The following is a 13,658-nucleotide window of genomic DNA, read 5'->3' on the forward strand; positions in this document are numbered from 1 at the left end:
GCCTATCGGCATCGGTCCACTCGATTGGCCTCAGCGCGACGCGTGACGTCAGATCGGGCTTTCGAGCCACGTCCAGTCGAGCCCGATCCAGCCTCCGACCAACGCGAACGTTCCCAGCAGCCACAGCGTGGCCAGCACGACCACGGTGGTGAACAGAACGCCGAGGCCCTTGACGAACATCGATTGCTCGGAGAACCACGCCATGAATGCGTCGTATCTCTTGCGGACGAACCGCAGCGCACTCTTGGCCCACGCGAATTCCGAGGCCAGGATGCCCAGACCCGCGAACACGATCAGCCACCCGGGCCCCGGGTACGGAATGGCGAGTACACCCAACACCAGCACGACCGTTCCGACGACACCGATCGTTATCCGGTAGGCGAGATCGAGCGACTTGTTCTCGGCGATGCGCGCCCGGAAGCGCCGATGCTTCACCTTGGCTGTGTCCATCGGACCCTGGTCGTCGACGGCCTGCGGCTTCGTCTCTTCGGTGCTCACCGACCCAGGTTACCGGCCTCGAACGCAAGAAGGCCCACACCGACGAGCGGTGCGGGCCTTCTTTTCTGTGGTCCCGGCTGGGATCGAACCAGCGACCTTCCGCGTGTGAAGCGGACGCTCTCCCACTGAGCCACGGGACCGAACGAGGCAAAACATTAACACGAGGTGCCGCGGCGAACCGAATCGCCTACCCGATCATCGAATTCGTCGATGGACTACCTCCACTGAACTCGTTCCGCCTCTGCTTTCACATCATTCACATGGGCCGATCGGTCGAATTCCGCGGCTGACCACGAGATTTGTGAGTTTCACTCCCGTTGGGTTAATGTTTTCCCCGCACCACGGAGACAGCAACTGCCCAGCAGTGAACGGCTCCGGGGTATGCGGATGTGGCGCAGTGGTAGCGCATCACCTTGCCAAGGTGAGGGTCGCGGGTTCGAATCCCGTCATCCGCTCGAGGGTCTCGACCCATGGTGGAGTGGCCGAGTGGTGAGGCAACGGCCTGCAAAGCCGTGCACACGGGTTCGATTCCCGTCTCCACCTCGCTAGTGCGTCGGTCGCAAGGCCGATGCGAGGACACGCGCGATTAGCTCAGCGGGAGAGCGCTTCCCTGACACGGAAGAGGTCACTGGTTCAATCCCAGTATCGCGCACCACAGCAACACAACGAAGGCCCCCTTTCGAGGGGGTCTTTTTTGTGCTTGACGAATCAAATGTGGTGATTCACGCCATAGAAGTGCACAGTGGAGATGACGCACACACTTCGACGGAAGGACACTCACGTGTCGGACGAAGCTCAGAGCGAACCCACAGTCGACGACGCCACCCTGGAGGAAGCGAAGAAGTCCGTCGAGGGCCTCGACGACCGGTATCGACCCGGTGCCCGGCCCACCGTGGCCCTTCCGGGAACCAACGGGACCGTCGCCGGCACCGCGTTCGCGGACATGGTCGACGACAACGGTGAGATGGTGGACGCCGACGACCAGGACTCCGACAGTTCCGATGACGATTCCGCCACGGATCACGCCGACAACCAGGAAAAGGTAACGTCCTCGAACGATGCCTGAACTCGAAGGTCCCGACGCCCCCGCCGACATCGATCTCGGCGGGGGTGTCGCCTTTCTGCACACGCCCGCGATTCCGTCACGGGGCGGCCTGGCTCTCACCCACGGTGCGGGCGGCAACTGCGAGTCGCCGCTGTTGCAGCGCATCGCCGCAGTATGGACGGCAGCCGGGTTCACGGTGCTGAGGTTCGACCTTCCCTTTCGGGTACGCAAACCCAAAGGACCGCCGCACCCGTCCCGCTCGGCCGAGGACCGGCTGGGTATCTCCGTGGCCGTCGAACGCCTCCGCGCCGAGACAGACGGATTCATCGCGTTCGGTGGGCATTCCTACGGTGGCAGGCAAGGGTCGATGATCGCGGCCGAACGACCGGGCCTCGTCGACGGGCTCGTGCTGACGTCCTACCCCTTGCACCCGCCGGGCAAGCCGGAGAAGGTTCGTACCCAACACCTTCCGGAACTGCGAACACCGGCGGTGGTGGTGCACGGCACGAAGGACCCGTTCGGCACCACTGCCGAGCTGAGCGCTGCGCTCGCGCTCGTCCCGGCACCCACACTGCTCGTCGACATCGAGGGCGCAGGCCACGACCTCGCTCCGGTCAGGTACGACGCGGCGACGAAAACCCTTGCCGGTGCCACCTCGCTGTTCGCTGCCCCGACGTCCGATTCGTCCGTTGACGTCCCGCTCTTCGACCCGTCACGCTGAAGTGGTCTACTAAGGCATGCCGACCTGGGGATGGTTCATCGTGGCGTTGGTCCTCGTCGACGCGGCGGTGCTCGCGGCGTGGCTGCTGGCCCGCAAGAAGCCCGGCTCGTCCTCGGACACCTCACGCCACATCATGTTCGTCGGTCTCGACGAGAGCGCCCGCGCAGACATTCATCAGCTACTGGCCGCCAACAAGAAGCTCCAGGCGATCAAGGTCTTTCGCGAACGAACAGGTGCCGGCCTCCACGACGCGAAGATCGCGATCGAAAGCGTCCAGCGCGGCGAGCCCCTTCCGTCCTCGGCCACCATCGTCGACGCCGCGCAATCCGGTCCGACACCCTGGAACGATCTGATCCCGCGACTGCAGTCCCTCAAATCGGAGGGCAAGACGATCTCGGCCATCAAACTGCTGCGCGACCGGACCGGTATGTCGTTGCGCGATGCCAAGAACGCAGTGGATCTGCTGTGACCGTGCGGGTAGCAACACTCGGCGATGCACATCGCGTCGCCGAGGTGGCCGCGTCGACCTTTCCGCTCGCCTGCCCGCCGGGAACCCGGCCCGACGACATCGAGCAATTCATCTCGAACGTGCTGTCGGCCGAGCACTTCGAGAACTACATCGCCGATCCGAACAGGGCCGTCCTGATCGACGAAACTGTGGACGCTCACGTGGTGGGCTACGCGATGCTCGTGTCGGGGACGCCCACCGACCCGGATATTCGCGCCACCCTGTCGCACGAGCCGACCATCGAGATCAGCAAACTCTACGTGGAACCGACCCAGCACGGCGGCGGAGCCGCGGGCCGACTGATGTCGTCGTCGCTGAGCCAGGCACGCGAATCCGGTTGTGCGGCAGCATGGTTGGGTGTCAATCAACAGAACGTACGGGCGCAGAAGTTCTACACCAAACACGGCTTCCAGATCGTGGGCACCAAGAAATTCGTCGTCGGCGTCCAGACACACGACGACTACGTCATGGAGGTGAGGCTGTGACGACCGCTCAGCCGACTGCGGCGAACCGGGACAACGCGAGCAGCCGCGACGTGGCGCGCAGATACTTCTTGCGGTAGCCGCCGGCCAACATCTCCTCGGTGAAGATCTCGTCGAGCTTGCCGCCCGACGCCGTCACCGGGATACCCGCGTCGTACAGGCGATCGGCGAGGACCACCAGGCGCAGGGCGATGGCCTGATCCGATGCCGGGTGCACGTTCTTCAGGAACACCGCAGGAATGCCGTCGAGCAACTTGCCGTAGCGCGAGGGGTGCAGCGTGCTCAGATGCGCCAGCAGCTCGTCGAAATCGTCCAGGGTTGCGCCCTCGACGGTATCGGCGCGGTCGATCAGCTCGGCCTCGGACGTGGGCTCCGGAGCCGGGGGCAGATCGCGATGGCGGTAGTCGGGTCCGTCGACCCGGATGGACTCGAAGATCGAGCCGAGTTTCTTGATCTCTCGCATGAAGTCCTCGGCGGCGAAGCGACCCTCACCGAGCTGCCCGGGCAAGGTGTTCGAGGTCGCGACGATGGACACTCCGCGCTGCGAGAGCTCGGAGAGCAACCGAGAGACCAACATCGTGTCGCCGGGATCGTCGAGCTCGAACTCGTCGATACACAGCACGCTGTGGTTGGAGAGTTCTTCGAGGGCCTTGTTGAAGCCCAGAGCGCCGACCACGTGCGTCAGCTCGACGAACGTGCCGAATGCCTTGGGCTCGGGAACGCTGTGGTAGATCGAGGCGAGCAAGTGAGTCTTGCCGACACCGAAGCCGCCGTCGAGGTACAGGCCTGCACCGATGGCCGGGGTCTTCTTGCCGAACAGACCTCGTTTGCCCTTGCCGCGGATCTTCTGCACCTTGTTCGCGAACTCCTCGGCCTTCGCGACCGCAGCAGCCTGCGTCGGCTCCTTGGGGTCGGGAATGTACGAGGAGAAACTGACGTCGTCGAACATCGCCGGCGGGACCATCTGCGCGATCAACTGATCGGAGGGGACCACGGGATTTCGGTCGACAAGGCGTGCGGGCATTTGTCGAGCGTAACGACGTGGTCTGATCTCTCTCATGCAGCTTCTCGATAATGGGACCTACTTCACATCGGAGCAGGCAGCCGACTCCGCGCCCGCCGTCGGCTCGATCCTCGACGACGATGCCATCCGGGCCCTGTACTCCTACCCCACACAACTGGACCGACCGTGGATCCGCACGAACTTCGTCGCCAGCATCGACGGATCGGTCACCGCTGAAGGTAAGTCGGCGGGCCTGGGAACCCCCGCGGACGCCCGACTGTTCGGCATTCTGCGTGAACTCTGCGACGCCGTACTGGTCGGTGCCGGAACCGCTCGCGCCGAGAACTACGGCGGCGTTTCGCTGTCCGCCGAAGCGAAGGCACGGCGGGTGGCCGGTGGACTCGAACCGGTTCCGACGATCGTGGTGGTGACCGCCTCCGGTTCCATCGATGCGGATTCTCGATTGGTCACCGACGCCGACGTGCAGCCGGTGGTGCTGACCTCCGCGGCGGCGGACAGCTCGACAGTGGCCGCGCTTCGTTCGGCGGGTGCGACGGTGATCGGGGTGTCCGGCGAATCGGTGTCGACCGGCGACATCGTTGCGACGCTGAGCGACCTCGGATTCCGCCGAATCCTGTGCGAGGGCGGACCGGGACTGTTCGGGCAAATCGTCTCCGACGGGGCGGCGGACGAATTGTGTCTGACGACCTCGCCGATGTTGGTCGCAGGAGAGGCGGGCCGTATCGCCCACGCAGGCGTCGCGTCCGACACGCCCATGCACCGGGCACACGTTCTGGGCGATGCGGACGGAACGCTGCTCACGCGCTGGGTTCGTCGCCCATGAGCTGCGCGCCGCCCGGCAACGATCGAAAAGTCGATAGCCTCGCACGGTGACGCAGAAACGAACGTTGCTCGCCGCGGTCCTCGTCCTCGCCACGATGTGCGCGGCCTGCGGCGCCGGCCCGTCGCTCCGACCCGACGTCGCGGTGGAACAACGATCCCCCGGTCAACCGGCGGAAACCTCGACGGACGCGCCACCGGAACCGGTCGCGCTTGCCGTTCCCGCTACCGATCTCGCCTGGACCGACTGCACCACAGCCACACTCGGCACCTTCGGGCTCACCTCCACCACCCCCGGGCTGACACTCGAATGCGCAGAGTACGAAGCCGACGTCGACGCCAGCGGGCAGATGTTCGGCACCTTCGCCGTCGGCGCACTGCGAGCCCGACTCGACCGAACACCCACCGATGCGGGACCGCTGGTGTTCACGTCCGGTTCGGATCGATCCTCGATTGCCACGTTGGCCACGATGGCCGCCGGCCCGCTCGCGACGCTGCTCGAGGCCCATCCGATCGTCGCGGTGGATCGACGCGGCATCGGCCGATCCACCGCCGTCGACTGCATCGACCCGACGACCAAAACGGACGTCGACGCGCTGGGGCAGTTCACCAGATCCGATGCCGACAGCGTCGACCGCGCTGTCGACGCCGGTCGTGACGCCACGATCGAGTGCACCGACACGTTGCAGCCGCAGGAGCTCGCCTTCGGAACCACATACGCCGCCGACGATCTCGACCGTCTGCGGCAACTCTGGGGCGTGGAACAGATCGGCCTGATCGGCTCGGGCAACGGCGCGCTCACCGCGTTGGCCTACGCAGCGAAGTTTCCGGCCAACATCTCGCGCCTGATCCTCGACTCACCGGCCGGAGTGGGTGCCGACCAGATCACGTTGGCAGAGCAGCGGACACAGGGCAAGGAAGCAGCGTTCGGTGCGTTCGCGCAGCGATGCGTCGCGCTGAACTGCTCCCTCGGCCCCGACCCGACGGCCGCCGTCGCGCAGCTGCTCCGACGCGCCGCCGGTGGCGAATTCTCGCCGCTGTCCACCCACGAGATTCTCGACGGCATCACCTTCGCCCTCGCCTCGACTGCAGGCGACGCGTCGTCTCGGGCCACCGGGCTCGCCGCCGCCCTGTCCTCGGCTGCCGGGTCCGACACCACCGCGTTGTCCGCCCTCGCCGAGCGAGGCCGCAACGCCTACGGCACCGACGGGCAATTCGTGTCTCGGTGCACGGACGGGCAGCAGTGGCCATCACCGCAGGGCGTTCGCGACCTGACATCGCAGTGGACCGACCGCTATCCGATCTACGGCACCGATGCTGCACTGACGGCGTTGCTGTGCTCGTCCTGGCCGACGGCTCCGTCCACTCCCCTGCCCACCTCTCTGGACGTTCCGGTATTGGTCCTGTCCAACGCAGGCGACCCGATCGTCGGCAACGGCGGACTGTCCTCGGTCACCGGGTTGGTCGGTGCGACCGGTGCAGGCGTCGCCTCGGCTGCATGGCAAGGCAGCGGGCATCCGAGCCTGGGCGGATCGCAGTGTCTGCAGAGCGCAGCGGTGAACTACGCACGCGACACCGCGCTTCCGACCGACGGCACGGTCTGCCCCGCCTGAGTCGGTACCCGTCGCGGGGTGTCCTTCGCCGGGACGGTCACCGCCTCGGGTACCGTTCCCGGGTGTCACTTAGCTTTCTGGAGCCGCGTTCGGGGCGGACGACCGCCGAGGTAATCAAGTACGCCCTGTGGCCGATCGCCATCATGACCGTCATCCAGCGCGTGGTGATCAAGGCGGTCAACGGTGACATCACCAACGACTTCAACCCGGTGTACAGCGCTGCCCTGGCATTTCTCAATCGTCAGCCGGTGTACACCGCGAACTTCGACTCCGTCGATCCGCACTACCTGTACCAACCGAGCGCGACGATGCTGCTGTCCCCCATCGCCGTCATCGACCCCGAGCGGTCTCGTTGGCTGTTCATCCTCGCCAGCACGATCGCCATTCTCCTGGCGTTGTACATCCTGTTGCGCATCTTCGGGTTCCGGCTCGATTCGGTCGCGGCCCCCGCTCTCCTGCTGGCTGCCTTCGTCAGCGAAACCGTCACCAACACGTTGGTGTTCACCAACTTCAACGGCTTCGTTCTGCTCGGCGAGGTGGCCTTCCTCGGGTTCCTTCTCCAGCGCAAGGACCTGTCGGCGGGCGTCGCCATGGGTTTGACTCTGGCGATCAAGCCGATGCTCGCGCCGCTCCTCCTGCTCCCGCTGATGACGCGTCAATGGAAGGTGTTCATCACATCGATCGCCATTCCGGTCGTGATGATGGCCATCGCCTGGCCGTTGTCGGTGGATCCGATGAATTTCATCGATCGCACGCTGCCGTACCTGCTGCAGACTCGCGACTACTTCAACAGCGCGGTCGTCGGCAACGGCCGCTACTACGGTGTCCCCGAACTCCTCACCCTCGGAATACGAGCGGTACTGGGAATCATGGTTCTGATCTCGCTGTGGCTGCTCTACCGATACTGCCGCGAGGACCGTCTGTTCTTCTTCGCCACCACATCGGGGTTGATCCTCACCGCGCACTGGCTGCTGGGCTCGCTCGGCCAGATGTACTACTCGATGATGCTGTTCCCGCTGCTGATGACCGTCGTGCTGAAGAATTCGGTGCTGCGGAACTGGCCCGCCTGGCTCGCGATCTACGGGTTCATGAACTACGACCGATGGCTCTCGGGGCGCTGGATCGAAACCGGCCGGGCCTTGGACTACCTGCGCACCACCTTCGGCTGGGCACTGCTGATCGTCGTCATCTTCGGGGTCCTCGTCGCCCGCTGGTTCGCCGCACGCAGCGAAGGGCGGTTGGAGGACGGAATAGAACCCAGCTACCTACTGCCGAGCGCGCCACCAGCGAAAACGGCATAGCCCGACAAAACGTATTAGCGTGTGAGCATGAGTTCAGCTACCGACAACAATTCCGCCCCGGCCGTCCAGCTCACCGATGCACAGTGGCGCGAGAAGCTGACCCCCGAGGAGTACGCGGTGCTGCGGCAGGCAGGCACCGAGCGCCCAGGAGTCGGCGAATACACCGACACCACCACCGAGGGCATCTACGAATGCCGCGCCTGCGGTGCCGAGCTGTTCCGCAGCACCGAGAAGTTCGAGTCGCACTGCGGCTGGCCGTCGTTCTTCGATCCGGCCGACAGCGACGCCGTCATCCTCAAGGAGGACACCTCGCTCGGGATGCGTCGCGTCGAGGTCATCTGCCGCACCTGCCACAGCCACCTCGGCCACGTCTTCGAAGGGGAGGGCTACCCCACGCCGACCGACCAGCGGTACTGCATCAACTCGATTTCGTTGACACTCAAGCCCGCATCCTGATCGGCCCGGAAAATACCGGAGATCACGGTGTCGAATTGCGAGTCATGAACGGCGGATGCGCCGACGCGCAGCCGGGGTATTCCTGAATTTACTTTTGTTTTGCTTAATACATAGAGTAAATTTTACTGGCATGGCCACGTCGATCAAGACTTTCTGGTGGCGCCAGGTGAAACTGACCGGCGTCAGACCCAATTTCGGCGACGAACTGACGCCCGGACTGGTGAGATCACTGTTCGGACAGAAATGCTCCTGGCGTCGTGCGAAGCGGAGCGACATGATCGGGGCGGGTTCCACTCTCGAAATGGTCCAGCTCATGCAGGCGCGGAAAGGTCTGAAGGTCTGGGGTTCGGGATTCATGCTCGGCGACACTGCCCGTGAAAGGAACTTCAGCTACCCCGACTTCGACTTCTACGCTGTGCGAGGGCATCTGTCGTTGAGTCGCATCGAGTCCGAGCGCAAGGTCGCGGTCGGGGACCCAGGGCTTCTGGCGAACAGGGTCTATTCACGCTCCCCAGTCGTACCCGGTCGAATCGGCCTCGTTTACCACTGGGTGCACAAGAAGGATCCTGTCGTGCTCGCGCTTGCGCGGGAAAAGAATGTGACGTTGATCGACCCGTCCAGAAAGCCTGCCGACGTCATCGCGGACATCACTGCATGTGAGTTCGTGATGTCGACGAGTCTGCACGGGTTGATCGTCGCGGATTCGTACGGCGTCCCCAACGCGTGGATCAAGCTGACCCAGGACATTGGCGGCAACGGATACAAGTTCGACGACTACTACTCCGCTTTCGACCGACAAGCACTCCAGCATTCGTCGGACCTTGCGCGGGATCACGAGAAAATCGCGCAACTTCGGAAGGAATATCGACCGATCCCGAATCTGACGGAAATCCAAGAGGATCTGATCGCCGCATTTCCGTTCGCTGCGCGCTACACCGCCTGAATTCAGCAGGCCGAGAACAGAGCTGAACATCGTTCGCGCTACTCGATCGCCTGCTCCGACGGTGCATACTGTGAGCATGCGCACTTTCACGTCACCAGAGCAGATCAAAGCGGCCGTCGGCGAAGACCTGGGCACCAGCGATTGGCTGCAGATCACCCAGGAACGGGTGAACACCTTCGCCGACGCCACCGGCGATCATCAGTGGATCCACGTCGACGTCGAGCGGGCGAAGAAGGAAAGCCCCTTCGGCGCACCTATCGCCCACGGATTTCTGAGCCTGTCCCTGGTGTCGATGCTCAACTGGCAGATCTACACCATCGAGAACACCAAGCTCGGAATCAACTACGGCTCCAACAAGGTTCGCTTCATCAACCCGGTGAAGGTCGGAGCCCACGTGCGTCTGCAGACCACCCTCGTCTCCGTCGAGGAAGTGTCCGGCGGAGCACTGCAGATGGTGACGGCGGGAACGTTGCAGATCGAGGGCGAGGACAAGCCGGCGCTCGTCGCCGAGATCATCTCTCGGGTCGTGTTCTGACCCCGGACCGAACAGGTGGATCGAACGCTGTGATCGGCGGCAACGGCTCGTCGTAGCGTTCGATCTCCACCAACACGTGTTGGCCGGTGCAGCCGCGTGCGAGCGCCGACGATCCCTCGTCTGCGGTGAGCACGTTCACGCTCCCGTGAACGCACATCGAATCGGGATCGGCCGGATCTTCGGGGTCGTACCAGGCCCCTGTGGACAACTGGACGACAGACTCGAGCAGCGCGTCGTCCACGACCACACCGGCCAGGCACGAACCGCGGTCGTTGAACACCCGCACCACGTCGCCGTCCGACACTCCCCTGGCCCCGGCCGCCGACGAGTGCATGCGTATCGGCTCGCGGCCCCGAATTTTCGAGTTCCGGCTCACCGCACCGTGATCGAGCTGACTGTGCAGCCTGGTGCGCGGCTGATTGGCGATCAGTTGCAACGGAAACTGCTCGGCCCTCGGTCCGCCGAGCCACTCGGTCGGCTCGAACCACATCGGATGACCCTGGCAGTCGTCGTAGCCGAACCCGTCCACCGTCGCCGAGAAGATCTCGATCTTCCCGCTCGGGGTGCGCAACGCGTTGCCCACCGGATCGCGTCGGAAATCCTCGAAGAACGTCAGATCGTCCTCGGTCTTCATCCGAAACGAACCTTCACGCCGGAAGTTTTCGTATTCCGGAGTGTCGACGCCGTCGGCGCGTAGATATCCGCGCCACTGCTCGTACATGTGCTCGAGCCACTGCTGCGAGCTACGCCCCTCGGTGAACTGCTCGCCCACACCGAGTTTCGTCGCCAGCTCGGCGAACGTGTCGTAATCGTCGCGGGAATCGGCGAAGCGCTCGGCGGCGGGTGACATGGCGACGAGCAAGGGATCGTTGCGCGTGCAGCTCAGGTCCGATCGCTCCAACGACGTGGTCGACGGGACCACGATGTCGGCGTGCTTGGCCATCGGTGTCCAGTACGGATCGTGTACGACGACCGTGTCGGCTCTGCCGAGCGCGCGACGCAGCCGCCCGAGGTCTTGGTGGTGGTGGAACGGATTGCCGCCGGCCCAGTAGACGATCTTGATGTCAGGATAGGTCAATCGCTTACCGTCGTAATCGAATTCGGAGCCCGGGTTCAGCAGCATGTCCGAGACGGCGGCGACCGGAATGAGGTCGGGAACGGGATTGATCCCCTGCGGCAGAGTCGGCAACGGATACGGCACCGGGGCCAGACCGGGCTCGTTCATCGACCCGTACCCGTGCCCGAATCCTGCTCCCGGAACGCCTATCCCACCGAGCATCGACGCCAAGGTGACGCCCATCCACGGGGCCTGCTCGCCGTGCCGCGTTCGTTGCAGCGACCAGGTGACCGTCACCATCGTGCGTTTCGACGCCATCTCCCGGGCCAGATCCGAGATCACCGCGGCCTCGATTCCGCAGATCGTCGACGCCCACCGCGGGGTCTTGGGTGTGCCGTCCGTGCTGCCGAGCAGGTAGCGCTCGAACTCGGGGTATCCCTCGCAGTACCTCTCCAGAAACGCTGTGTCGTGCAGCTTCTCGTCGGCCAGCACGTACGCGAGCGCCAGCATCATCGCCACGTCGGTACCGGGTCGCGGCGCAATCCATCGAGCGTCGCCGCTCATGTCGTTGCGTAGCGGACTCACGGTGACGATCTGCCCACCGCGAGCCCGCATCGCGTCGAGTGAGTCGACCGTCGGATGATCGGACGTACCGCCGTGATTGATGCCGGTGTTCTTCACCGGCACTCCACCGAACGCCACCAACAATTCGGTGTGCTCGGCTATCACGTTCCAGGATGTGGAGCGCGAGAACATCTTCCAGTGCGCGCCGAGAACGTGCGGCATGATGACACCGGTCGCACCGAGTGAGTAGCTGTGCACCGATCGCGTGTAACCGCCGATGCAGTTCAGGAAGCGATGCACCTGGCTCTGCGCGTGATGGAAGCGTCCGGCACTCGCCCACCCGTACGAGCCGCCGTAGATGGCGCTGTTGCCGTATGTGCCGACAACTCTGCGCAATTCGTTGGACAGCAGGTCGGTCAACTCGTCCCACGAGACGTCGACGAACTCATCGCTGCCACGCTTGTCGGTCGGACCCGGGCCGCGCTCGAGCCAGCCTCTGCGTACCGCGGGTGAGGTAACGCGCGATCGATGGGTCACCGACCCGACGAGGTTTCCCAACACCGGGGAAGGGTTGCTGTCGGTCACCTGGGGATGGACCGCAGTGACTTCTCGTCCGTCCGACTCGGCCCGAAACATGCCCCAATGGCCCATGTGCTGGACTCCGGCCGCTCCGGTCATCGAACCACCCCGGGTCATCGAATTCCGAACGCGCTCAACGCTGCCAGCAGTGCATCCGGCCGCTGCGCCGTCGGCACCGGATCCACGAGCGCGAAGTTGCATCCGATCTCCCGCGCGGCACCGTCGGCTTCGTCGCTGTCGCCGACCATCAGCGTCCGCGACGGATCGACGCCCAGAGCGGCGACGGCGTGCCGGAATATCTCGGGCTGCGGTTTGACGTGACCCACCTCGAACGAGAGCACGAATTCGTCGACGTACCGATCGAGACCGCGATCGACGAACGCAGGACGGATGTCGAAGGCGATGTTGCTCAACACTCCGACCCGAACCGACTCGTGCGCAAGCCTTTTCAGCACCGCCTCGGTGTCCGGATACGGCGTCCAGGAATCTGCGTCGATCACGCGTCCGTACACCGACTCGGCCTGCTGCGGGTCGCTGACCCCCGACTGTGCGAGTACGTGCAGGTACGCCTGTCGGTGCAGCGCCGGGTCGAGATCTCGGTTTCGCCAGGCGTGTCTGGTGGCGTCGTCGAACTCCACCGTCTCCCCGACCGGAGCAGTCATGCGCCGCATCAGCTCTGCAGCTCCCGCTCCGTCGACCGGAGTGCCGTCGGCATCGTGGACGCCGTCGAACCACGAGGGCTCCTCCTCTAGCCTGAACAGCGTGCCCGAGAAGTCGAACAGGACGGCCTCGATCGCGGGTGTGCCCGTGGTCGTCACGGCAGAGATTCGACGAGCGCGTCCACCTCGACCCGAGGGCCGGTGAAGAACGGAGTCTCCTCGCGCACGTGACGCCTCGCCTCGGTGGCCCGCAGGTCACGCATCAGGTCGACGATGCGATCGAGCTCGGGAGCCTCGAAGGCCAGAATCCACTCGTAGTCGCCGAGCGCGAACGACGGCACGGTGTTCGCACGAACGTCCTTGTAGTCGCGTGCTGCCTTGCCGTGGTCGGCGAGCATCGTGCGACGCTCGTCGTCGGGCAGCAGGTACCAGTCGATCGAGCGGACGAACGGGTAGACGCAGATGTACGCGCCCGGATCCTCGCCGGCGATGAAAGCCGGGACGTGGCTCTTGTTGAATTCGGCCGGACGGTGCAGCGCGGTGTTGCTCCACACCGGTGTGCTCGCCTTGCCCAGCGCGGTGGTGCGACGGAAATCGGAGTACGTCGCCTGCAGGTCCTCGATGCGCTCGGCGTGCGTCCACACCATGAAATCGGCGTCGGCGCGCATACCGGCGATGTCGTAGACCCCGCGCACCGCGACACCCTTGTCCTCACGACCTTCGAAGAACACCTTCGCTTCCTTCGCGGCCGCGGCCCGATCCTCGCCCAGAACGCCGGGCGTGACCTTGTAGACCGAGAACATCAAGTAGCGAAGTGTCGAGTTGAGCGCTGAGTAATCGAGGCGTGCCATGGC

The 13,658-nt window shown here is 64.5% G+C and carries 15 protein-coding genes and 4 tRNA genes; 13 read left to right on the forward strand and 6 right to left on the reverse strand.

Annotated elements, in window-relative coordinates:
- Positions 1-48 precede the first annotated feature (48 nt).
- Positions 49-450 carry a TIGR02611 family protein gene (locus CH273_RS19565; protein WP_032398430.1) on the reverse strand — a complete coding sequence of 134 codons (402 nt, stop codon included), beginning with the start codon at positions 448-450 and terminating at the stop codon, positions 49-51.
- Positions 451-566: 116 nt separating this feature from the next.
- Positions 567-638: transfer RNA gene (locus CH273_RS19570), tRNA-Val, on the reverse strand.
- 243 nt (positions 639-881) lie between these two features.
- Between CH273_RS19570 and CH273_RS19575 the strand changes: the two genes are divergently transcribed.
- From CH273_RS19575 to CH273_RS19605, 7 genes are all read left to right on the forward strand, one after another.
- Positions 882-953: transfer RNA gene (locus tag CH273_RS19575), tRNA-Gly, on the forward strand.
- A gap of 17 nt (positions 954-970) precedes the next feature.
- Positions 971-1,041: transfer RNA gene (locus CH273_RS19580), tRNA-Cys, on the forward strand.
- Between the two features lie 37 nt (positions 1,042-1,078).
- Positions 1,079-1,153 (forward strand) — tRNA-Val (locus CH273_RS19585).
- A 126-nt stretch (positions 1,154-1,279) separates the two neighbouring features.
- Complete coding sequence (locus tag CH273_RS19590) at positions 1,280-1,564, forward strand: hypothetical protein (RefSeq protein WP_230597013.1); 285 nt, start codon at positions 1,280-1,282, stop codon at positions 1,562-1,564.
- Positions 1,557-2,264 (forward strand): alpha/beta hydrolase family protein, encoded by a 708-nt coding sequence (locus CH273_RS19595; RefSeq protein WP_032397951.1) that lies wholly within the window; start codon positions 1,557-1,559, stop codon positions 2,262-2,264. Before CH273_RS19590 ends, CH273_RS19595 begins: the two co-directional genes overlap by 8 nt.
- Positions 2,265-2,280: 16 nt before the next feature.
- Complete coding sequence (locus CH273_RS27430) at positions 2,281-2,733, forward strand: hypothetical protein (RefSeq protein WP_032397950.1); 453 nt, start codon at positions 2,281-2,283, stop codon at positions 2,731-2,733.
- Positions 2,730-3,257 (forward strand): GNAT family N-acetyltransferase, encoded by a 528-nt coding sequence (locus CH273_RS19605; protein ID WP_032397949.1) that lies wholly within the window; start codon positions 2,730-2,732, stop codon positions 3,255-3,257. The genes CH273_RS27430 and CH273_RS19605 overlap by 4 nt, the downstream gene beginning before the upstream one ends.
- Positions 3,258-3,264: 7 nt before the next feature.
- Here CH273_RS19605 and zapE read toward each other — a convergent pair whose 3' ends face one another.
- Complete coding sequence (zapE, locus tag CH273_RS19610) at positions 3,265-4,278, reverse strand: cell division protein ZapE (RefSeq protein ID WP_032397948.1); 1,014 nt, start codon at positions 4,276-4,278, stop codon at positions 3,265-3,267.
- A 34-nt stretch (positions 4,279-4,312) separates the two neighbouring features.
- On the opposite strand from zapE, the gene CH273_RS19615 reads away from it, so the two are divergent.
- The 6 genes from CH273_RS19615 to CH273_RS19640 all read left to right on the forward strand — a co-directional run bounded on the left by CH273_RS19615 (position 4,313) and on the right by CH273_RS19640 (position 9,945).
- Entirely contained in the window at positions 4,313-5,101 is a 789-nt protein-coding gene (locus CH273_RS19615; protein WP_032397947.1) for a pyrimidine reductase family protein, read from the forward strand.
- A gap of 46 nt (positions 5,102-5,147) precedes the next feature.
- Positions 5,148-6,710, forward strand: a complete 1,563-nt coding sequence (locus tag CH273_RS19620) for an alpha/beta hydrolase (RefSeq protein WP_032397946.1) — start codon at positions 5,148-5,150, stop codon at positions 6,708-6,710.
- Positions 6,711-6,772: 62 nt separating this feature from the next.
- Positions 6,773-8,011: a glycosyltransferase family 87 protein gene (locus CH273_RS19625; protein ID WP_032397945.1), complete on the forward strand. Its 1,239-nt coding sequence runs from the start codon at positions 6,773-6,775 to the stop codon at positions 8,009-8,011.
- Positions 8,012-8,038: 27 nt separating this feature from the next.
- Positions 8,039-8,467 (forward strand): peptide-methionine (R)-S-oxide reductase MsrB, encoded by a 429-nt coding sequence (msrB, locus tag CH273_RS19630; RefSeq protein WP_032397944.1) that lies wholly within the window; start codon positions 8,039-8,041, stop codon positions 8,465-8,467.
- Positions 8,468-8,597: 130 nt separating this feature from the next.
- Entirely contained in the window at positions 8,598-9,410 is an 813-nt protein-coding gene (locus CH273_RS19635; protein WP_032397943.1) for a polysaccharide pyruvyl transferase family protein, read from the forward strand.
- 76 nt (positions 9,411-9,486) lie between these two features.
- Positions 9,487-9,945, forward strand: a complete 459-nt coding sequence (locus CH273_RS19640; RefSeq protein ID WP_045195371.1) for a MaoC family dehydratase — start codon at positions 9,487-9,489, stop codon at positions 9,943-9,945.
- Here CH273_RS19640 and CH273_RS19645 read toward each other — a convergent pair.
- Genes CH273_RS19645 through hemQ form a run of 3 tightly spaced genes read right to left on the reverse strand, consistent with a single transcriptional unit; the run spans position 9,923 to position 13,655 of the window.
- Complete coding sequence (locus tag CH273_RS19645; protein ID WP_179275519.1) at positions 9,923-12,244, reverse strand: molybdopterin-dependent oxidoreductase; 2,322 nt, start codon at positions 12,242-12,244, stop codon at positions 9,923-9,925. The genes CH273_RS19640 and CH273_RS19645 overlap by 23 nt on opposite strands.
- Positions 12,245-12,258: 14 nt before the next feature.
- Complete coding sequence (locus tag CH273_RS19650; protein ID WP_032397942.1) at positions 12,259-12,963, reverse strand: HAD family hydrolase; 705 nt, start codon at positions 12,961-12,963, stop codon at positions 12,259-12,261.
- Entirely contained in the window at positions 12,960-13,655 is a 696-nt protein-coding gene (hemQ, locus tag CH273_RS19655) for a hydrogen peroxide-dependent heme synthase (RefSeq protein ID WP_032397941.1), read from the reverse strand. The genes CH273_RS19650 and hemQ overlap by 4 nt, the downstream gene beginning before the upstream one ends.
- Positions 13,656-13,658: the final 3 nt, after the last annotated feature.

Origin of the sequence: Rhodococcus sp. 05-339-2, assembly GCF_002258965.1 — a bacterium.
Lineage (GTDB): Bacteria > Actinomycetota > Actinomycetes > Mycobacteriales > Mycobacteriaceae > Rhodococcoides.